The sequence below is a fragment of the Cobetia sp. 29-18-1 genome, assembly GCF_029846405.1.
Lineage (GTDB): Bacteria > Pseudomonadota > Gammaproteobacteria > Pseudomonadales > Halomonadaceae > Cobetia > Cobetia amphilecti.
This window is the reverse complement of sequence record NZ_JARWKS010000015.1, coordinates 42,444-61,841: the sequence shown is the minus strand read 5'-3', so window position 1 is coordinate 61,841 and position 19,398 is coordinate 42,444. Positions and strand designations below refer to the sequence as shown.

Annotated in this window: 16 protein-coding genes and 1 other RNA gene; 12 read left to right on the top strand and 5 right to left on the bottom strand. The window is 62.9% G+C overall.

The genetic code is table 11. The features are described from left to right. Nucleotides 1-15 precede the first annotated feature (15 nt). Both QD208_RS12425 and QD208_RS12420 read left to right on the top strand, forming a co-directional pair. The gene (locus QD208_RS12425; RefSeq protein WP_279836974.1) at nt 16-1,074 is read left to right on the top strand and encodes an iron ABC transporter permease; all 1,059 of its coding nucleotides are present in this window, start codon (nt 16-18) and stop codon (nt 1,072-1,074) included. 153 nt (nt 1,075-1,227) lie between these two features. Next, nucleotides 1,228-2,085 carry an ABC transporter ATP-binding protein gene (locus QD208_RS12420; RefSeq protein ID WP_052384524.1) on the top strand — a complete coding sequence of 286 codons (858 nt, stop codon included), beginning with the start codon at nt 1,228-1,230 and terminating at the stop codon, nt 2,083-2,085. A gap of 204 nt (nt 2,086-2,289) precedes the next feature. On the opposite strand, the gene ssrA is transcribed toward QD208_RS12420, so the two are convergent. Beyond that, nucleotides 2,290-2,644: a transfer-messenger RNA gene (gene ssrA / locus QD208_RS12415) on the bottom strand. A gap of 135 nt (nt 2,645-2,779) precedes the next feature. Continuing rightward, complete coding sequence (gene smpB, locus QD208_RS12410; RefSeq protein ID WP_043333345.1) at nt 2,780-3,256, bottom strand: SsrA-binding protein SmpB; 477 nt, start codon at nt 3,254-3,256, stop codon at nt 2,780-2,782. A gap of 162 nt (nt 3,257-3,418) precedes the next feature. On the opposite strand from smpB, the gene QD208_RS12405 reads away from it, so the two are divergent. Continuing rightward, a complete protein-coding gene (locus QD208_RS12405; protein ID WP_043333347.1) occupies nt 3,419-3,856 on the top strand; it encodes a type II toxin-antitoxin system RatA family toxin in 438 nt (145 codons plus the stop codon). Nucleotides 3,857-3,943: 87 nt separating this feature from the next. After that, the gene (locus tag QD208_RS12400) at nt 3,944-4,255 is read left to right on the top strand and encodes an RnfH family protein (RefSeq protein ID WP_166019033.1); all 312 of its coding nucleotides are present in this window, start codon (nt 3,944-3,946) and stop codon (nt 4,253-4,255) included. 91 nt (nt 4,256-4,346) lie between these two features. On the opposite strand, the gene bamE is transcribed toward QD208_RS12400, so the two are convergent. Then, a complete protein-coding gene (gene bamE, locus QD208_RS12395) occupies nt 4,347-4,775 on the bottom strand; it encodes an outer membrane protein assembly factor BamE (protein WP_052384519.1) in 429 nt (142 codons plus the stop codon). 78 nt (nt 4,776-4,853) lie between these two features. On the opposite strand from bamE, the gene fur reads away from it, so the two are divergent. Beyond that, nucleotides 4,854-5,276: a ferric iron uptake transcriptional regulator gene (fur, locus tag QD208_RS12390; RefSeq protein WP_043333352.1), complete on the top strand. Its 423-nt coding sequence runs from the start codon at nt 4,854-4,856 to the stop codon at nt 5,274-5,276. Nucleotides 5,277-5,482: 206 nt separating this feature from the next. Here fur and recN read toward each other — a convergent pair whose 3' ends face one another. Then, on the bottom strand, nt 5,483-7,153 hold the full coding sequence (recN, locus tag QD208_RS12385; RefSeq protein WP_279836972.1) for a DNA repair protein RecN: 1,671 nt from the start codon (nt 7,151-7,153) through the stop codon (nt 5,483-5,485). Nucleotides 7,154-7,529: 376 nt separating this feature from the next. Between recN and grpE the strand changes: the two genes are divergently transcribed. From grpE to dnaJ, 3 genes are all read left to right on the top strand, one after another. Beyond that, on the top strand, nt 7,530-8,153 hold the full coding sequence (gene grpE, locus QD208_RS12380; protein WP_043333357.1) for a nucleotide exchange factor GrpE: 624 nt from the start codon (nt 7,530-7,532) through the stop codon (nt 8,151-8,153). A 203-nt stretch (nt 8,154-8,356) separates the two neighbouring features. Continuing rightward, complete coding sequence (gene dnaK / locus QD208_RS12375; RefSeq protein WP_043333360.1) at nt 8,357-10,279, top strand: molecular chaperone DnaK; 1,923 nt, start codon at nt 8,357-8,359, stop codon at nt 10,277-10,279. Between the two features lie 169 nt (nt 10,280-10,448). Beyond that, nucleotides 10,449-11,600, top strand: a complete 1,152-nt coding sequence (gene dnaJ, locus QD208_RS12370; protein ID WP_043333362.1) for a molecular chaperone DnaJ — start codon at nt 10,449-10,451, stop codon at nt 11,598-11,600. A 175-nt stretch (nt 11,601-11,775) separates the two neighbouring features. Here dnaJ and QD208_RS12365 read toward each other — a convergent pair whose 3' ends face one another. Next, nucleotides 11,776-12,804: an esterase-like activity of phytase family protein gene (locus QD208_RS12365; RefSeq protein ID WP_279836971.1), complete on the bottom strand. Its 1,029-nt coding sequence runs from the start codon at nt 12,802-12,804 to the stop codon at nt 11,776-11,778. A gap of 211 nt (nt 12,805-13,015) precedes the next feature. Between QD208_RS12365 and dapB the strand changes: the two genes are divergently transcribed. The 4 genes from dapB to greA all read left to right on the top strand — a co-directional run bounded on the left by dapB (nt 13,016) and on the right by greA (nt 19,340). Next, nucleotides 13,016-13,822: a 4-hydroxy-tetrahydrodipicolinate reductase gene (gene dapB / locus QD208_RS12360; protein ID WP_043333367.1), complete on the top strand. Its 807-nt coding sequence runs from the start codon at nt 13,016-13,018 to the stop codon at nt 13,820-13,822. 601 nt (nt 13,823-14,423) lie between these two features. Next, the gene (gene carA / locus QD208_RS12355; RefSeq protein ID WP_192839084.1) at nt 14,424-15,569 is read left to right on the top strand and encodes a glutamine-hydrolyzing carbamoyl-phosphate synthase small subunit; all 1,146 of its coding nucleotides are present in this window, start codon (nt 14,424-14,426) and stop codon (nt 15,567-15,569) included. 67 nt (nt 15,570-15,636) lie between these two features. Further along, nucleotides 15,637-18,867 (top strand): carbamoyl-phosphate synthase large subunit, encoded by a 3,231-nt coding sequence (gene carB, locus QD208_RS12350; protein WP_107335696.1) that lies wholly within the window; start codon nt 15,637-15,639, stop codon nt 18,865-18,867. Then, complete coding sequence (gene greA, locus QD208_RS12345) at nt 18,864-19,340, top strand: transcription elongation factor GreA (RefSeq protein ID WP_279836970.1); 477 nt, start codon at nt 18,864-18,866, stop codon at nt 19,338-19,340. Before carB ends, greA begins: the two co-directional genes overlap by 4 nt. Nucleotides 19,341-19,398 lie beyond the last annotated feature (58 nt).

Genomic DNA, 19,398 nt, shown 5'->3' with positions numbered 1-19,398 from the left:
TGTTTGGAATCGATGATGTCTAGACCTTCACCGCCTGATCCCCTTCGCTCGGCCCCTACCGGCACGCTCTGGTGGCGACATGGCAAGCTGTCCCTGCTGCTGTTGCGTGCGCCATTGCTGGCGGCCGGAATACTGCTGCTGGCGCTGCTGATGGCCAGTGTCGCCTCGCTGATGCTGGGCAGTGCCGGCCTCGGGCCGTGGGATGCCTTCAAGGCGGCCTTCGGGCACGGCGAGTTCGCCACCGTCTTCGTGGTGCAGGAGCTGCGTCTGCCGCGCCTGCTGGCCGGCATCGCCACGGGCGCTGCCTTCTCGCTGGCGGGCTGTCTGATGCAGACCCTGGCCGGCAACCGTCTGGCGACGCCGGGTATCATCGGCATCGACAATGGCGCGACCGCCTTCGCGGTGGCCTCCGTGGTCGGAATGGGCATCTCGCTGGCGCCGCCGGTGATGGCGCTGAGCGGTGCCGTGATCGCCACTGCGCTGGCCTTCGGGCTCTCCGGCGGCATCGGCACGCGCGGTTATCGCTTCCTGGTCGCCGGTATCGGGGTCGGGGCGCTGTTCGGTGCCGGAACGCAGCTGATGCTGGCAAGAGTCTCCATCGATGCCGCCAACAGCGCCTATCCGTGGACGGTCGGCAGCCTCAATGCGCGTGACGCCGACTCGCTCACCTGGCTCGGGCTGGCCTTGCTGATCGGCGTGCCGATCGCGCTCTGGCTGGGGCGCGGGCTGAATACGCTGCGCTTCACCGACCGCGTCGCGACCGGGCTGGGGCAGCCGGTCTCGCGTGTACGGCTGATCACGCTGTGGCTGTCGGTCGTGCTGACGGCGGCGGCTGTCGCGGTGGCCGGGCCGGTAGGCATGGTGGCGCTGGTGGGCCCCGAGATCGCACGCTACCTGTCGCGCCACAAGGGCGTGCCGCTGCTGGCCTCGGCGCTGGCCGGTGCGCTGGTGATGGTGCTGGCAGACCTCGCCGGTCGCACCCTGCTGTCGCCACTGGAAATCCCGGTAGGTATCGTGATGGCCGTGGTCGGCAGCCCTTATCTGCTGTGGATACTGCTGCGCAGCCCGCGCTAGCCGTTGCCCCTATTTTCCTGCTGAGCGGCCCAGGGCCAGCCCTGGCCACTCAGCGTCGCACGACATGTTTCAGCGGCTGATGATGTTCCAGCGGCCGATGATGTTTCAGGAGAGTGCGCCATGAGCGCTGAGACGATGCTTGATCCGCGAGCGATGAATTCCCCGGCCGATCGCCACGCCGCGGCCACCACCGATACCCTGCGAGCGAACGAGCTGTCGCTGGGCTATGGCGCGCGCCAGCGCCATGTCACCGTGATCGATTCGCTGACCCTGGGGCTGCCCGACGGCAAGGTGACGGCGATCGTCGGGCCCAACGGCTGTGGCAAGTCGACACTGCTGGCAGGGCTGGCTCGCCTGCAATTGCCTGAGTCAGGCGCGGTGCTGCTGGAGGGCAAGGACATTCACGCCTACAAGCGGCGCGAAGTGGCCCAGCGCATCGCGCTGCTGCCCCAGGAGACACACTCGCCCGAGGGGGTGACGGTGCATGAGCTGGTGCGTTTCGGTCGCCAGCCCTATCAGGGCGCGCTGAGCCAGTGGTCTGAGGAGGATCAGCGGCTGGTGGCCGAGGCGATGGCCGCCGCCGATATCGAGAGCCTGGCGGACCGTGAGCTTGCCTCGATGTCCGGTGGGCAGCGCCAGCGCGCCTGGATCGCCATGGCGCTGGCACAGCAGACACCCTTGCTGCTGCTGGATGAGCCGACCTCGGCGCTGGATCTCGGCCACCAGATCGAGGTCTTCGAGCTGATCCAGCGTCTGGCTCATGAAGAGGGCAAGACCATCGTGATGGTGGTGCATGATCTGGCCAGCGCCTGCCGCTATGCCGACCACATCGTGGCCATGCACGCCGGTCACGTGATCGCGGAAGGCGCGCCCGCCGAGGTGGTGACGCCGGAGCTGGTGCGCAAGCTCTATGGGGTCGAGTGCCGCCTGATCCCCGACCCCGACACCGGCACACCGCTGCTGATCGGCGTGCGCCGCACCAGCGAGCGCCTGAGCGGCAGCGCGACTTGAACCCGAGTCTGTAGCCATGACGGACGCTGTGGCGCCTGCGTGGCCGCTGCCGGGCCCTGAGAAGGCCTGAGGGGGGTGACTTGAGAGGGCGGCTTGATGGGCGACTTGAGAGAGTGCTCTGCCTCTGACAGGAAAGCCCCAGCCAGAACTGATCGCCCACAAACAGAAAGGCCTCCCCGAAGGGAGGCCTTTCTGTCACGGATATGGTGGAGGCGACGGGAGTCGAACCCGTGTCCGCCGGCACTCCGCCTTCGGCTCTACATGCTTAGTTTCATTATTTGATTTAACACTACTGCCGCCAATGAACAGGCTACAGCAATGCGATTCTCTGAGTTTTAATCTCGACCTTAGAGACGTCGGCCAAGACGATCCTGTTTATACGGGCTCGTTCTCAATCCACCTTGAACAGGCGCAACGGTATCATGAGCAGCTTATGCAGCTAGAGCGTAGTTGTCGTCGTTTGCGACTATATATTTGCAACGTTTTATTTACGAGATACGTTACGATCTCGGCATGCACCTCAGGGTTTGCCACCAGCGTCGAATGCCAGAACGCCCCCATAACAGTGTTACCACTTTACTGCGTTGCTACGTCTTCATCATAACAGGTGGGGACTGTGCTACGCCAGTTCAAGCGTTCAGGAAAATTTCTGACCTGACAGTAGCTTGCTGGTGTGAGCTGCCTCACGCTGTCCTCAGCGGTCGCGCAGGATACGGGCCTTCTGACGGTTCCAGTCACGGTCTTTCTCGGTGGCGCGCTTGTCGTGCAGCTTCTTGCCTTCCACCAGCGCGATCTCGCACTTCACGATCGCATTTTTCCAGTACAGCTTGACCGGCACACAGGTGTGGCCCTTGTCCTGGGTGCGCGAGAAGATGCGTGCGATCTGCTTCTTGTGCAACAGCAGCTTGCGCGTGCGCTGCGGGTCCGCCACCGCGTGGGTGTTGGCGGTTTCCAGCGGGTGGATGTGGCAGCCTAGCAGCCAGGCTTCGGCATTCTTGATCACGATATAGGTATCGGTCAGCTGGCCCTTGCCTGCGCGCAGCGCCTTCACTTCCCAGCCTGCCAGTACCAGACCCGCTTCGAAGGTTTCCTCGATGTGGTACTCGTGGCGTGCCTTCTTGTTCTGGGCGATCAGATTGCCGCCCTGTTCGGGTTTCTTTTTCTTGCCCATGTTGCCTCATTTGTCGTGTGCGCCTGCCGTCATCCAGTGTGGATATGGCACATCCTTCTGGATGGGGGGAGGCGTGTTACCATTCAAGGCCAGACGGCACTTCATGCGCCGGCCCATTGTTCATGATACGCATGCTGCGTATCCAAGTCAGCGGAGAGCTAGATGCCTACGGTCAACCGGTCTGCCCTGGTGCGGCATTCGGCCCGGGCAATGTTCGATCTGGTCAATGATTTCGAGCGTTATCCCGAATTCCTGTCCGGCTGCAGCAACGCGGAATTGCTGGAACGTGATGAGGACCATCTCAAGGGCAGGCTCACCCTGTCCAAGGCAGGCATGCAGCAGAGCTTCGTCACGCGCAATGACCTGTATGCCCCCGAGCGGATAGAGCTGAATCTGGTCGATGGCCCCTTCAAGCGTCTGCAGGGGACCTGGCTGTTCACGCCACTGGGCGAAGATGCCTGCAAGGTCTCGCTCGAGATGGACTTCGAGTTCAGCAATCGCCTGCTGGGCATGGCGTTCGGCAAGCTGTTCAGTCAGGTCGCCGCTCAGATGGTCGAGGCCTTCACGCGCCGCGCTGACCAGATCTACACCCAGCGCTGACACCTGGCCGTTGGCCAGGGTGAAACGCCGCGCAGGTGATATATCGCACAGGTGGTATATAAAGGTGGCGAGAGCAAAGGAGCAGACATGACAGACAGAATCACGGTCGAGGTGGCCTATGCGCTGCCCGACAAGCAGAAGATCGTCTCGCTGGCGGTCGCCCCCGGCACCACGGCGCGCGAGGCCGTGCGCATGGCGCGTCTGGAGCAGCACTTTCCGACGATTGCCGCCGAGGTGTTTCTCGAGGCGGACCTGGGCATCTTCGGCAAGGCGCTGCGCAAGCCCGATGAGCATGTGCTGGACGCCGGGGATCGAGTCGAGGTCTATCGCGCCTTGATCACCGACCCCAAGCTTGCGCGCAAGCGGCGCGCCGACAAGGCCGCCCGCGCCGGTCAGTAAGACGAGATACAGGCGAGAATCAAAAACAGCGGGGCACCTTGAAAGGTGCCCCGCTGTTTTCTGGCTTGTCACTGAGTGAAGAGGACAGTGATCAGCGCTCTTCAGGCAGGTCGGCTGCGCCTGCCTTGGGTTCAGCACGGTTAGGCTGTGCCGCGCGAGGGTCGATGTCCAGGTCCGGCACGATGACGGTTTCCTGGTCGATGTCGCCGCTCTTATCGATGTTGGAGAGTGAATCGCCTGCGAAGGTCAACGTCACGCGCTTGTTGATGATTTCGCCATCCGCTTTCTTGAGGCGATAGACGTAGTCCCAGCTATCCTCACTGAAGGGGGCGGTCAGCAGCGGTGAGCCCATCACGTAGATGACCTGTTCGCGGCTCATGCCCGGCTTCAATTGCTCGACCATTTCCGGCTTGATCAGGTTGCCCTGAGGAAGGTCGCGCTTGTAGACGCTGAAGTAGCTGCACCCGGTGAGCAGCGACAGGGCGCTGCAAAAGGCGACTGTTTTGATCAAGTTTTGCATTTGCCCTGAAGATTCCCTATCGTTTTGCCTTGGCCGATCATACCTGATACATCAAGCGACTGCGAAGAGTACCCCAGCATGGCCGATCAGAACCATGAACTGCGCAAGGCGGGACTCAAGGTAACCCTACCGCGAGTCAAGATCCTGCAGATCCTCGAGAAATCGACGGATCGACACCTGAGTGCCGAGGACGTGTACAAGGCGTTGCTTGAGGCTGGCGAAGATGTCGGTCTGGCGACGGTTTATCGTGTGCTCACCCAGTTTGAAACAGCGGGACTGGTGATGCGTCACAACTTCGATGGCGGTCACGCCGTCTTCGAACTGTCCCAGGAAGAACACCATGACCACATGGTATGTCTGGACAGCGGCGAGATCATAGAGTTCTGTGATCCCGAGATCGAGCGCCGTCAGCGCGAGATCGTCGAGGAGCACGGCTATGAGCTGGTCGAGCATGCGCTAGTGCTCTACGTGCGTCCCAAGGGCGACAAGAGCGACAGCTGACGCGGGTTGCGTCAGGGATGACGTGGCCGGAGAGCCTTCTCCGGCCAGATACACGAACGGCCGCCCCTGAGGGCGGCCGTTCGTGTATCTGGCGTTCATGTTTCCTCAATCCATGACTCTGGCGTTCGTCTTGTTGAGGAGCGTCATTGGACGAATGGACGTCGCTGGCAGTGCATGAACGGCGACGGCGGCTTTGGCGGCAGTGCTCAGTGGCGGCTGTCGGCAGCGCCGAGCATCTCGCGGGCATGGGCGAGGGTCTGCTCGGAAAGGTGAATGCCGCCCAGCATACGTGCCAGCTCGCGCACGCGACCGCTTTCATCCAGCAGCGCCATGTGGGTGCGGGTCGTGTCCTTCTCGGCCTGCTTCTCTATATGCAGGTGCTGATGCGCCTGTGCGGCGACCTGCGGCAGGTGAGTGACGGTCAGCACCTGGCCCTTGTCGCCCAGGCGACGCAGCAGCTGACCGACGATCTCGGCGGTGGCGCCGGAGATGCCGACATCGACTTCATCGAAGACCAGGCTGGGGATGGTCGAGCGACTGGCGGCCACGACCTGGATCGCCAGTGACACACGCGAGAGCTCGCCGCCGGAGGCCACCTTGGCCAGCGCACGTGGCGGCTGGCCCGGGTTGGCGCTGATGCGGAAGTGGATGCGTTCCATGCCTTCGGGCTGCGGGCGCTCCCGCGCCTCGATGGCGACCTCGAAGGTGGCCTTGCCCATGCCGAGGAAGGCCAGCTGGTCCTGGATGTCGCTGGCCAGTTGCGGGGCGGCAGTGGCGCGTTTGGCGCTTACCTCACTCGCCAGCCCCTTCCATGCCTCGCGACGCTGAGCCACTTCTTCCCGCAAGGCTTCGATGGCCTCCTCATCGCCACCCAGGCCGTCGAGTTCTTCGCTCAGGCGCTGATGAAGGCCATGCAGCTCGTCCGGCATCACATGATGCTTGCGCGCGATCTGGTGAATGCGGCTCAGGCGCTCATCGACGAAGGCCAGACGCTCGGGATCGAGTTCGGTGACTTCCACGAAGCGATGCAGTTCACGCGCCGCTTCTTCTATCTGGATGCGCGCTTCCTCGAGCATACCCAGTGCACTGGCCAGTGAGCCATGCTCGTTGCCCGGCAGATGTGCCAGGCGCGCCAGGGCCTGGTTGAGGCGTGGCAACGCACCTTCTTCGTCGTGATCACAGCATTCGGCGGCGGACTGCGCCTCGGCCAGAATCTGCTCGGCATTGGCCAGCGTTTCCTGCTCCTGCTCCAGGGCTTCCAGCTCTCCTTCGCACAGCGCCAGTTCATCAAGCTCCTCGACCTGATAGCGCAGCAGCTGGCGACGTGCACGCACCTCATCGCCATCATTGCTCATGCGTTTGAGACGACGATGCGCCTCCTGCCAGTGACGGAAGTCCTCGCGCAACTGGGCAGCCTGAGTCTCCAGGCCAGCATATTCGTCGAGCTGACGCAGATGCGTCTCTTCCTTGAGCAGGGAGTGATGGGCGTGCTGGGAGTGGATGTCGATCAGGTGCTCGCCCAGCTCGCGCAGGCCGGCGATGGTGCAGGGCGTGCCGTTGATCCAGGCCTTGGAGCGGCCGCTGGCAGTGATGACGCGACGCAGCAGGCAGTCGTCGCTGCCCAGTTCGCGCTCATCCAGCCACTGACGGGCACCGCCAAGCTCACTGATATCGAAACGCGCGATGAGGTCGGCGCGGTCGGCGCCATGCCGCACGCTGCCGGCATCGGCGCGCTCGCCCAGACACAGGCCGAGGGCGCCGAGCAGGATGGACTTGCCGGCACCGGTCTCGCCGGTGATGGCGGTCATGCCGCGGCGGAAATCGAGCTCCAGCGTTTCGACGATGGCAAAATCTTGGATGGCGAGTTGCAGCAGCATGACTACCTCCGAGGGGGCTTTGACGTACGCCGTGCTGGGAGAACATCAGCGGACCCGGACTCGATGGGCGGGCTACGGTGTCGCCATACAGTATGTTTATACAGTGAACATGGCTTTTTATACAGCACGTTCGGGTGGCCTTCAATCCATGCCGGACTCAGTGGGGAGAAAAGCCCGCGGCAAGGCTTGAGAAGCGATGTGCTGTCCCCATATAGAGGCACTGACACTTTCAGTCGGCAGCAATGGCCTGGCCTTGCTGCCTCTCAAGGCAACTCATGGCCTGTCTGTCAGCCAGTACGCGTGATGCTTCGCGACAAGCTCAGCAGGCCACGAATCAGGGCAATGGCGCATAGACGCCGGCCCGCAGGAGATCAGCATGGCTCAGGACCCGCAGACCCCGATGGATGAAGAGCTTCAGCGTGCCGCTCGCGATGCCGAGCCGCAGCCGGAAACGCCGGAAGGTGAAGTGATCGACAACGTACTGGATGCCGACGATACCGGCGCCGAAGGCTCTCTGGTGGACAACCCGGAAGCCGAGATGCTGGCCGCCCAGGTCGAAGAGCTTGAGCAGGCCGTCAAGGAAGCCAAGGACCAGGCGCTGCGTGCGGCTGCCGATGCGCAGAACGCGCGCCGTCGTGCCGAGCAGGACGCCGAGAAGGCGCGCAAGTTCGCGCTGGAGAAGTTCGTCAAGGAAATGCTGCCGGTGGTGGATTCCCTCGAGAAGGCACTGGAATCCATGTCGGGTGACGAAGCGGCCAAGACCCACGTCGAAGGCATCGAGATGACCTTGAAAATGCAGCTGGATGCCCTGAACAAGTCAGGCGTCGAGCAGCTGGATCCGCACGGCGAGCCCTTCGATCCGGAATACCATCAGGCTGTCGCCATGGTGCCGTCCCCGGACGCGGAGCCGAACAGCGTCATCGACGTGATGCAGAAGGGTTACACCCTCAATGGCCGCCTGGTGCGTCCGGCGATGGTGGCAGTCAGCAAGGCCTCCTGAGGCCTGCGCGCTCCCGACGCCCGATAGGCGTTGGATCGCGCCCTGTGGGGGCTCAGGGCGATCCGGTCCGGGAAAATTTGCCCGGCCGGGTCTTGAAACCCTGACACGCGACCCCATCTAGAGAAACAAGTTCAGGCACCGACACAAGGTGCCGACATCCAGACTTATCTTTCAGGCTAGCAACAGATTCGAGGTATACGATTATGGGACGCATCATCGGTATTGACTTGGGTACTACCAACTCCTGTGTGGCAGTGCTCGACGGCGAGAAAACCAAGGTCATCGAAAACGCTGAAGGCGGTCGCACCACACCGTCCATCATCGCTTACACCGACGACAACGAGATTCTGGTCGGCCAGTCGGCCAAGCGTCAGGCAGTGACCAACCCGGAGAACACTCTCTTCGCGGTCAAGCGCCTGATCGGTCGCAAGTTCAAGGATGATGTGGTTCAGAAAGACATCAAGATGGTGCCGTACAAGATTGTCGAAGCCGACAACGGCGACGCCTGGGTGCAGGTGAAAGACAAGAAGATGGCTCCGCCGCAGATCAGTGCGGAAATCCTCAAGAAGATGAAGAAGACCGCGGAAGACTACCTCGGTGAAGAAGTCACCGAAGCCGTCATCACCGTGCCGGCCTACTTCAACGATTCCCAGCGTCAGGCGACCAAGGACGCCGGCCGCATCGCGGGTCTCGACGTCAAGCGCATCATCAACGAGCCGACTGCCGCAGCCCTCGCCTACGGCATGGACAAGTCTCGTGGTGACAAGACCATCGCGGTCTACGACCTGGGCGGCGGTACCTTCGATATCTCCATCATCGAAGTCGCCGACGTCGACGGTGAGACCCAGTTCGAAGTGCTCGCCACCAACGGCGACACCTTCCTGGGTGGTGAAGATTTCGACATGCACCTGATCAACTACCTGGTTGACCAGTTCAAGGCAGACAGCGGTATCGATCTGTCCGGCGACAACCTCGCCATGCAGCGTCTGAAGGAAGCCGCCGAGAAGGCCAAGATCGAGCTGTCCAGCGCTCAGCAGACCGACGTGAACCTGCCGTACATCACGGCTGACAACACCGGTCCGAAGCACCTGAACGTCAAGGTGACCCGTTCCAAGCTCGAGTCTCTGGTCGACGATCTGGTTGCACGCTCCCTGAAGCCGTGCCAGACCGCGCTGTCCGACGCCGGCCTGTCCGCCTCCGAGATCGACGACGTCATCCTGGTCGGTGGTCAGACACGCATGCCGCTGGTGCAGTCCAAGGTGGCCGAGTTCTTCGGCAAGGAAGCCCGCAAGGACGTCAACCCGGATGAAGCGGTCGCCGTCGGCGCCGGTATTCAGGGCGGCGTGCTGGGCGGCGACGTCAAGGACGTGCTGCTGCTGGACGTGACCCCGCTGACCCTCGGTATCGAGACCATGGGTGGCGTGCTGACGCCGCTGATCGAGAAGAACACCACCATCCCGACCAAGAAGTCTCAGGTGTTCTCCACCGCTGACGACAACCAAGGCGCGGTGACCATCCACGTCCTGCAGGGTGAGCGCAAGCAGGCCGCGCAGAACAAGTCTCTGGGTCGTTTCGACCTGGCCGACATTCCGCCGGCACCGCGCGGCGTGCCGCAGATCGAAGTCGCCTTCGACCTGGATGCCAACGGTATCCTGAACGTGTCCGCCAAGGACAAGGCGACCGGCAAGGAACAGTCCATCGTCATCAAGTCTTCCGGCGGCCTGTCCGACGACGAGATCGAACAGATGGTGCGTGACGCGGAAGCCAACGCCGACGAAGACAAGAAGTTCGAGGAAATGGTCCAGCTGCGCAATCAGGCCGACGGCATGATTCACGCGACCAAGAAGACCCTGACCGAAGCCGGTGACAAGGCCGAAGCCAGCGAGAAGGAAGCCATCGAGACGGCGATCTCCGAGCTGGAAGAAGCCCTGAAAGGCGACGACAAGGATGCGATCCAGGCCAAGCTGGATGCACTGACCGAAGCGTCCGGCAACCTGGCGCAGAAGCTCTACGCCGAGCAGGGCGCCCAGGGTGAGCAGGCTGCCGAAGGTCAGGCTGGCAAGAAGCAGGACGACGACGTGGTTGACGCCGAGTACGAGGAAGTCAACGACGACAAGAAGTCCTGAGGGATTTCTTGAACGACGTCTGATGACAGCGCGGGAGCCTTGTGAAGGTGTCCCGCGTTGTCGTTTGCATCGGTGGCGCCCTGCGCTAGCCGCGAGCCACCGGTGACAACCGGCATTCCAGAACAGACCGGCAGCCTCAGGCTGCCAGCAATCCAGGCGGACCTGATCCATGTCCAAGCGTGATTATTACGAAGTGCTTGGTGTCGAGCGTGGCGCCGACACCAAGGACATCAAGAAGGCGTACCGACGCCTGGCCCAGAAGCATCACCCGGACCGCAACCCGGATGATGAAACTTCGGCCGAGAAGTTCCGTGAAGTCTCTGAGGCCTACGAAGTGCTGTCCGATGCTGACAAGCGCGCCGCCTATGACCAGTTCGGTCATGCCGGTGTCGATGGTCAGGGCGGCGGTGGCTTCGGTGGCGGCGGCTTTGGCGGTGGTGGTGCCGGCGGCTTCGGCGATGTGTTCGGCGATGTCTTCGGTGACATCTTCGGTGGCGGCGGTGGTCGTCGCAATCCGAACGCTCCGCAGCGCGGCAGCGACCTGCGTTACAACCTGGATCTCGATCTGGAATCGGCGGTTGCCGGTACCACGGTCGATATCCGCGTGCCGCGTCTGGCGGCCTGTGGCCACTGCGATGGCGATGGTGCCGAGCCGGGTTCCAGCAAGGAAACCTGCCCGACCTGCAATGGCATGGGCAAGGTGCGCATGCAGCAGGGCTTCTTTGCGGTCGAGCAGGCATGTCCGACCTGCCACGGTCGTGGCGAGAAGATCAGCGTGCCGTGCCGCAAGTGTCACGGCGAAGGCCGCGTCCAGGAATCCAAGACCCTCTCGGTCAAGATTCCGCCGGGCGTCGACACCGGCGATCGCATCCGCCTGAACGGCGAAGGCGAGGGCGGTGTCAACGGCGGGCCGTCAGGTGATCTGTATGTGCAGGTCAACCTGCGCGAGCACGAGATCTTCAAGCGCGATGGTCGTCACCTGCAGTGTGAAGTGCCGATCAGCTTCGTCGATGCGGCGCTGGGCGGTGAGCTCAATGTGCCGACCCTCGACGGACGTGTCGTGCTGAAGATTCCGGCCGAGACCCAGACCGGCAAGCTGTTCCGTCTGCGCGGCAAGGGCGTCAAGCCGGTGCGCGGCGGCCCCGCCGGGGACCTGCTGTGCAAGGTGGTCATCGAGACCCCGGTCAGCTTGAATGAAGAGCAGAAGGAGCTGTTGCGTCAGTTCCAGCAGAGCCTCGGTGATACCGGCAAGAGCCATTCACCGAAGGAGAACAGCTTCTTCGATGGCGTGAAGAAGTTCTTCGAAGACATGAAGCCATAGGCATTCGCCTTGCCGTCTGCGGGTCAGCCCCGTGGATGGCCTTCATGCCAGAGAGCCCCGCACTCGACTTGTCGAGTGCGGGGCTCTCGCGTTTCAGGCTCGGTGGCTCAGCCAAGCAATTCAGTCCGGTGACTCATTCTGGTAGCTCAGTCCAGTAGCACAGCCCGGGGCATGGCTACTCCGGAGCTGATTCAGCCGTGAAGGCCTCTGGCTCGATGACGGCAAAGCAGCTCAGCAGCGTGGTCTGGAAGCTGCTGAAGTTGTCATCCGAGATCATCAGGAAGCGATTGCCTTCCAGATGCGTCAGCCCTTCGAAGTTGTCCAGCGACCAGCCATCGCCGCTCGACAGGCGTGCCAGGGTGCGCACCTCGGCCTGGGCGCCGGGCTCACCGAGATGCGCGCGGCGCAGACTGATCACCAGCGGGAAGGGCGGCGAGAAGGCGCGCTCCAGCATCAGCATGTCACCGTCGGGCAGCATCTCCATTGCGGTCAGGCTCGAGCCGGTGTCGCTGGCCAGCGGGTAGCTCCACTCGTGCTTGTCATCGAGGCTGAAGATGCGCGTCATGCCGACGCTCATGCCCTCGGGCGTGGCTTCCAGTCCGGCGAGCATGCCGTATTCCGGGTGCAGGGTCAGGGCTTCCATGCCGTTGTTGGGCGCCGCGCCACGCGCACCCATCGGGGTGAAGGGCTCGCTGACGGCCAGGCCGCTGGGCAGGAAGTGCTCGACGCGTGGCTGCTGCTCGAAGCTGATCACCAGGCGGGAATCGCCGCGGCGGTCATTGTTCGCGCGCAGCAGCTGCAGGCCCTCGGCATCACTGAGGGCGCCGCGCAGCGAGACATCGGTCTCGTCGCGCAGGGTGTAGGTATTGAGCGCCTTGGCCCCGACCAGCTCACCGTGACGGAAGGCGAGCCGCAGACGATGCAGCCAGCCGCGGTCCGACACGGCATACAGCAGTGACTCGTCCTGGTCCCAGCCGATGTCCGACAGGCCCCCGACGGGGGTGTCATCCAGCCATTTGCCCGGCAGCCTGAGCGTGCCGCACCACTGGATTTCCGGGAACTCGCTCTTCTGTTCCGGCGATGCCAGCGTGTAGGGGCGCGGGTGAACGCCGCAGGCGCTCAACAGGCCGGCGAGCGCCGTGGTGACAGCGAGGCTCTTGAGCATGCGCCAGCGGCGCGAGGCGGGGGATTGGCGTGCAGGCATGCTGACTCCGGAGACTGAGCGGTGATGAGAAAAATGACGATCAACAGGAGACAACCTGGTACGAGGCTACTCTAGCGCGTAACCGGCACAAATACATGACGTCAGCCAACGCTGCAGGCGGCTGATATACTCGTGGCAACAGCATAGGTGGCACGCTCGGGGCATGCTCGCGGGCTGTCACCCTCAAGACCCACAACAGGCAGGAGTCAGCATGACCCGTATCGCAATCATGGGCGTCGCCGGACGCATGGGACGCACGTTGGTCGAGGCCGTCGGTGCAGTGGAAGGTCTGACGCTGGCGGCGGGCATCGTCGAATCCGGCAGCTCCCTGGCGGGCGTCGACATCGGTGAGCTGGCCGGTCAGGGTCGTCTGGGCGTGGTCGCCAGCGACAGTCTGGCTGCCGTGGTGGATGACTTCGATGTGGTGATCGACTTCACCGCACCGCAGGTGACGCTGGCCAACCTGGCGCTGTGCGCCGAGCACGGCAAGCGCATGGTGATCGGCACGACCGGTTTCACGCCGGAGCAGCTCGAGCAGCTGGATGGCTACCGTGACAGCGTGCCCTTCGTGTTCGCGGCCAACATGAGCTCCGGCGTCAACCTGACTCTCAAGCTGCTGGAAACCGCCGCGCGTGCCCTGGGCGATGCCGGCTACGACATCGAGATCATCGAGGCGCACCACCGTCACAAGGTCGATGCCCCCTCCGGCACGGCGCTGGCGATGGGCGAAGCCGTGGCGCATTCCATCGGGCGTGATCTCGCCACCCATGGTGTCTTCGCGCGTGAAGGTCAGTGCGGCCCGCGTACCGACAAGGAAATCGGCTTCGCCACCGTGCGTGCCGGTGACATCGTCGGTGAGCACACCGTGATGTTCGCCACCGAAGGCGAGCGTATCGAGATCACCCACAAGGCGTCGAGCCGAATGACCTTCGCCAAGGGCGCGGCACGCGCGGCCGAATGGCTGTCAGGGCGCGAAGTCGGCCGCTATGACATGCAGGATGTGCTGGGGCTCAAGTGAGCGAAGTAGAGAGCAAAGTGGTGAGCGGAATAGAGAGCCAAGCGCTGAGATGACAGTCTGGCGACATTCAGGAGAATTTCTTGAAAGCTGTCTCGGTGGGCAGGATGCGGCGCACGCGTGAGCCATTCTGGCCGCCTTGCGCCGCTGGACTGCGTCGCTTTACAAGCGCTGTGCAGTGTTCCGGCTCGGCCAAGGGTTTCGTCAAGCTGACCGCAGCGACGAAACGGCCGTATCGTGGGCCTTGTCGCCTGCTGGCGGGGCATGCGCGGGGTGGTCAGCACTCAAGGATTCCGGTAATCTCTACCCAATTTGGCCACGTTCTTGGCCGCCCTATTGGTTGCCGTTTTGGCAGCGCTCGGGCCAGCAGCATTCCGAAGAATGATAACAAGCGGGATGAAACCTGATCTTTCGGTTTCGTCCCGCTTTTTTGCAACCTGAATTTGCCGCTTCTGGCGCGCGTCTGTCCAGTGACAGGCACCTGGCAGAAGTCGGCAGCGGGACACAGGCTCGGCGAATGCCGAGCACGATAATCAAGCAGCATGTCCGGTGTTCGACCGCGGATTCCGGGCAGGAAAGTGGACACTATGGGGAGGACGTTGCGTTGATCAAACCCGCGATACTGGCCTTGGAAGACGGCAGTGTATTTCACGGCAGCGCCATCGGTGCTGATGGGCAGACCAGCGGCGAGGTAGTGTTCAACACTGCCATGACCGGCTACCAGGAAATCCTGACCGATCCCTCCTACACCCGACAGATCGTCACTCTGACGTATCCGCACATCGGCAATACCGGCATCAACGACGAGGACACCGAGTCCGACAGCGTCGCAGCCGCCGGCCTGGTCATCCGCGACCTCCCGCTGCTGGCCAGCAACTTCCGCTCCACTCGCTCCCTCGATCAGTACCTGCGCGACGAGAATGTCGTCGGCATCGCTGATATCGACACGCGTCGCCTGACGCGCATCCTGCGCGAGAAGGGCTCCCTGAACGGTGCCATCCTCGCCGGTGAAGATGCCCAGGGTGATGATGCCGTCGAACGCGCGCTGGAAGCGGCACGCGCCTTCCCGGGTCTGAAGGGCATGGACCTGGCCAAGGAAGCCTCCTGCAGCGAGCAGTTCGAGTGGCACGAAGGCGAATGGACACTGGGCGAAGGCTACGCCGATACCCGTGAGTCCGAGCGTCCCTTCCACGTGGTCGCCTACGACTACGGCGTCAAGCACAACATCCTGCGCATGCTGGCATCCCGCGGCTGCCGCCTGACCGTGGTGCCGGCGCAGACGCCTGCCGCCGAGGTGCTGGCGCTCAACCCGGATGGCGTCTTCCTGTCCAACGGCCCGGGCGACCCCGAGCCCTGCGACTACGCCATCACCGCGATTCGTGAAGTGCTCGAGACCGACACGCCGGTCTTCGGCATCTGCCTGGGTCACCAGCTGCTGGCGCTGGCCTCCGGCGCGACTACGGTCAAGATGGGCCACGGTCACCATGGTGCCAACCACCCGGTGCAGGACCTCGACAGCGGTGTGGTGATGATCACCAGCCAGAACCACGGCTTCGCAGTGGATGAAGCGGGCATGCCGAGCAGCCTGCGCGCGACCCACAAGTCGCTGTTTGACGGTAGCCTGCAGGGCATCGAGCGCACCGACCGCCCGGCCTTCAGCTTCCAGGGTCACCCGGAAGCCAGTCCCGGCCCGCAGGACGTCGCCCCGCTGTTCGATCGTTTCATCGAGATGATGCGCGCGCGACGCTGAGCCGAGCGCAGGCCCGAGGGCCTGATCCATCGTTGAGTTCAGTCACCAGATCATTGCGGGAAGAGACATGCCGAAACGTACAGACCTAAACAGCATCCTGATCATCGGCGCCGGCCCCATCGTCATCGGCCAGGCGTGCGAGTTCGACTATTCCGGCGCACAGGCCTGCAAGGCCCTGCGTGAAGAGGGTTACCGGGTCATCCTGGTCAACTCCAACCCGGCAACCATCATGACCGACCCGGTGATGGCCGATGCGACCTACATCGAGCCGATCACCTGGGAAACCGTGGCGCGCATCATCGAGAAGGAGCGCCCGGACGCCATCCTGCCGACCATGGGCGGCCAGACCGCACTGAACTGTGCGCTGGCGCTGGAGCGCGAAGGCGTGCTCGAGCAGTACGGTGTCGAGATGATCGGTGCCAACGCCGACACCATCGACAAGGCCGAAGACCGTGATCGCTTCGACAAGGCGATGAAGAAGATCGGTCTGGCGTGCCCGAAGGCCAAGGTCGCGCACTCCATGGAAGAAGCCTGGGAAATCCAGGCCGAGCTGGGCTTCCCGTCCATCATCCGTCCCAGCTTCACCATGGGCGGTTCCGGCGGCGGCGTGGCGTACAACCGTGAAGAATTCGAAGAAATCTGCCATCGCGGCTTCGAGCTGTCGCCGACCCGCGAGCTGTTGATCGACGAATCGCTGCTGGGCTGGAAGGAATACGAGATGGAGGTCGTTCGTGACAAGAACGACAACTGCATCATTGTTTGCGCCATCGAGAACTTCGACCCGATGGGCGTGCACACCGGCGACTCCATCACTGTCGCCCCGGCCCAGACCCTGACCGACAAGGAATACCAGCTGATGCGTGATGCATCGCTGGCCGTTCTGCGCGAGATCGGCGTCGAGACCGGCGGTTCCAACGTCCAGTTCGGCATCTGCCCGGACACTGGCCGCATGGTCGTGATCGAGATGAACCCGCGCGTGTCGCGTTCCTCGGCACTGGCTTCCAAGGCGACCGGTTTCCCGATCGCCAAGATCGCCGCCAAGCTGGCCGTCGGCTACACCCTGGACGAGCTGCAGAACGACATCACCGGTGGCAAGACGCCGGCGTCCTTCGAGCCGTCCATCGATTACGTCGTCACCAAGATTCCGCGCTTCACCTTCGAGAAGTTCCCGCAGGCCAATGACCGTCTGACCACGCAGATGAAGTCGGTCGGCGAAGTCATGGCCATCGGCCGCACCTTCCAGGAATCCCTGCAGAAGGCGCTGCGTGGCATGGAGACCGGCGTTGACGGTCTCGACCCGATCGTCGAGAACTTCAGCGACGAGAACATGGCGCGTATCAAGGGCGAGCTGCAGGCCGCCGGTGCCGAGCGTATCTTCTACATCGCCGATGCCATGCGTGCCGGTCTCGATATCGAAGAGATCTTCCGCCTCACCAACATCGACCGCTGGTACCTGGTGCAGCTGGCCGACCTGATCGCTCAGGAAGGCGCAGTGGCTGCAAGCTCGCTGGGCGAGATGGACGCTGATCGTCTGTTCCGTCTCAAGCGCAAGGGCTTCAGCGATGCGCGTCTGGCGCGTCTGATGGGCGTGTCCGAGAAGGCCTTCCGCAAGCACCGTCAGAAGCAGGGCATCCGTCCGGTCTACAAGCGCGTCGACACCTGTGCCGCCGAATTCGCGTCCGACACCGCCTACATGTACTCCACCTATGAGGAAGAGTGCGAGGCGGAAGTCAGCGACAAGAAGAAGATCATGGTGCTGGGTGGCGGTCCGAACCGTATCGGTCAGGGCATCGAGTTCGACTACTGCTGTGTCCACGCCTCCCTCGCCATGCGCGCGGACGGCTACGAGACCATCATGGTCAACTGCAACCCGGAAACCGTGTCCACCGACTACGACACTTCCGATCGCCTCTACTTCGAGCCGGTCACCCTGGAAGACGTGCTGGAGATCGCCGACAAGGAACAGCCGGTCGGTGTCATCGTCCAGTTCGGCGGCCAGACGCCGCTGAAGCTGGCGCGTGAGCTCGAAGCCGCTGGTGTGCCGATCATCGGTACCACGCCGGACGCCATCGACCGCGCCGAAGACCGCGAGCGTTTCCAGCAGATGATCGAGAAGCTCGGTCTGATCCAGCCGGAAAACGCCACCGCGCGCAGCTTCGAGGAAGCCTTCGTCAAGGCCGAGGTCATCGGTTATCCGCTGGTGGTGCGCCCGAGCTACGTGCTGGGCGGCCGCGCGATGGAAATCGTCTACTCCGCCGCCGAGCTCGAGAACTACATGACCCACGCGGTCAAGGTCTCCAATGACTCGCCGGTGCTGCTGGACCACTTCCTGAACGCGGCCATCGAGGTCGACATCGATGCGGTGTCCGACGGCAAGCAGGTCGTGATCGGCGCCATCATGCAGCACATCGAGCAGGCCGGTATCCACTCCGGTGACTCCGCGTGCGCTCTGCCGCCGTACTCGCTGCCGGCAGACGTCCAGGAAGAGATGCGTGAGCAGGTCAAGCGCATGGCGCTGGAGCTCAACGTCGTCGGTCTGATGAACGTGCAGCTGGCCTGGCAGGATGGCGTGATCTACGTCATCGAGGTCAACCCGCGCGCTTCACGTACCGTGCCGTTCGTCTCCAAGTGCATCGGCCAGTCGCTGGCGCAGATCGCCGCACGCTGCATGGCCGGCCAGACCCTGGAAGAGATCGGTTTCACCCAGGAAATCGTGCCGACCTTCTACAGTGTGAAGGAAGCGGTGCTGCCGTTCGCCAAGTTCCCGGGGGTCGACCCGATCCTGTCGCCGGAAATGAAGTCCACCGGCGAAGTGATGGGCTCCGGCGATACCTTCGCGGAAGCCTTCTACAAGGCGCAGCTGGGTGCCGGTGAAGCCATCCCGACCCTGACTGGCGATCGCAAGGCCTTCCTGTCCGTGCGTGAGTTCGACAAGGCGGGCGTTATCGAGGTGGCCCGCTCTCTGGTAACATTAGGCTTTACGCTTTGTGCTACCCGTGGCACGGCAGAGGTGATCGCCGCTGCCGGCCTCGAGGTTGAACCCGTCAACAAGGTGTTCGAAGGGCGGCCGCATATCGTCGACATGATCAAGAACGGCGAGATCGCCTATATCGTCAACACCACAGAGGGACGTCAGGCCATCAATGACTCGTCCGTGATCCGTCGCACGGCGCTGGCGCACAAGGTGCCCTACGCCACGACGCTGGCGGGTGCCAATGCCGTGTGCATGGCGCTTGCCTACGGCAACGACGTCAAGGTCCGTCGTCTCCAGGATATGCATGCAGGAGTCATGATATGAGTAGAAGTCCGATGACCGTCGAAGGCGAAGACCGCCTTCGCAAGGAGCTCGAGCACCTAAAGGGCACTGAGCGTCCCCGGGTCATCGCTGACATCGCGGAAGCCCGTGAGCACGGCGATCTCAAGGAGAATGCCGAGTACCACGCCGCGCGTGAACAGCAGGGTTTCATCGAGGGTCGTATCCAGGAGATCGAGTCCAAGCTCTCCATCTCCCAGGTGATCGACGTCACCAAGTTGCCGAAGACCGGCAAGGTGATCTTCGGCACCACGGTCGACCTGATGAACCTCGATGACGATAGCGAAGTGCGCTATCGCATCGTTGGCGAAGATGAAGCCAGCATCAAGGACGGCAAAATCTCCGTCACCTCTCCGATCGCGCGTGCGCTGATCGGCAAGGAAGAAGGGGATGTCGTGGTCGTGCGTACCCCGGGTGGTGATGTGGAGTATGAAATCTCCGAAGTGCATCACATCTGAAGCACGTCACATCTGAAGCACGTCACATCTGAAGAGCATCGCCTCTGATTCGTCAGAT

What these genes read in the sequence shown, in the direction of transcription:
- dnaJ (WP_043333362.1), top strand. Translation starts at nt 10,449, where the DNA reads ATGTCCAAGCGTGATTATTACGAAGTGCTTGGTGTCGAGCGTGGCGCC.
- smpB (WP_043333345.1), bottom strand. Translation starts at nt 3,256, where the DNA reads ATGGGCAAGAAAAAGAAACCCGAACAGGGCGGCAATCTGATCGCCCAG.
- dnaK (WP_043333360.1), top strand. Translation starts at nt 8,357, where the DNA reads ATGGGACGCATCATCGGTATTGACTTGGGTACTACCAACTCCTGTGTG.
- QD208_RS12405 (WP_043333347.1), top strand. Translation starts at nt 3,419, where the DNA reads ATGCCTACGGTCAACCGGTCTGCCCTGGTGCGGCATTCGGCCCGGGCA.
- dapB (WP_043333367.1), top strand. Translation starts at nt 13,016, where the DNA reads ATGACCCGTATCGCAATCATGGGCGTCGCCGGACGCATGGGACGCACG.
- recN (WP_279836972.1), bottom strand. Translation starts at nt 7,153, where the DNA reads ATGCTGCTGCAACTCGCCATCCAAGATTTTGCCATCGTCGAAACGCTG.
- carB (WP_107335696.1), top strand. Translation starts at nt 15,637, where the DNA reads ATGCCGAAACGTACAGACCTAAACAGCATCCTGATCATCGGCGCCGGC.
- fur (WP_043333352.1), top strand. Translation starts at nt 4,854, where the DNA reads ATGGCCGATCAGAACCATGAACTGCGCAAGGCGGGACTCAAGGTAACC.
- greA (WP_279836970.1), top strand. Translation starts at nt 18,864, where the DNA reads ATGAGTAGAAGTCCGATGACCGTCGAAGGCGAAGACCGCCTTCGCAAG.
- bamE (WP_052384519.1), bottom strand. Translation starts at nt 4,775, where the DNA reads ATGCAAAACTTGATCAAAACAGTCGCCTTTTGCAGCGCCCTGTCGCTG.
- QD208_RS12400 (WP_166019033.1), top strand. Translation starts at nt 3,944, where the DNA reads ATGACAGACAGAATCACGGTCGAGGTGGCCTATGCGCTGCCCGACAAG.
- QD208_RS12420 (WP_052384524.1), top strand. Translation starts at nt 1,228, where the DNA reads ATGAATTCCCCGGCCGATCGCCACGCCGCGGCCACCACCGATACCCTG.
- QD208_RS12365 (WP_279836971.1), bottom strand. Translation starts at nt 12,804, where the DNA reads ATGCCTGCACGCCAATCCCCCGCCTCGCGCCGCTGGCGCATGCTCAAG.
- grpE (WP_043333357.1), top strand. Translation starts at nt 7,530, where the DNA reads ATGGCTCAGGACCCGCAGACCCCGATGGATGAAGAGCTTCAGCGTGCC.
- QD208_RS12425 (WP_279836974.1), top strand. Translation starts at nt 16, where the DNA reads ATGTCTAGACCTTCACCGCCTGATCCCCTTCGCTCGGCCCCTACCGGC.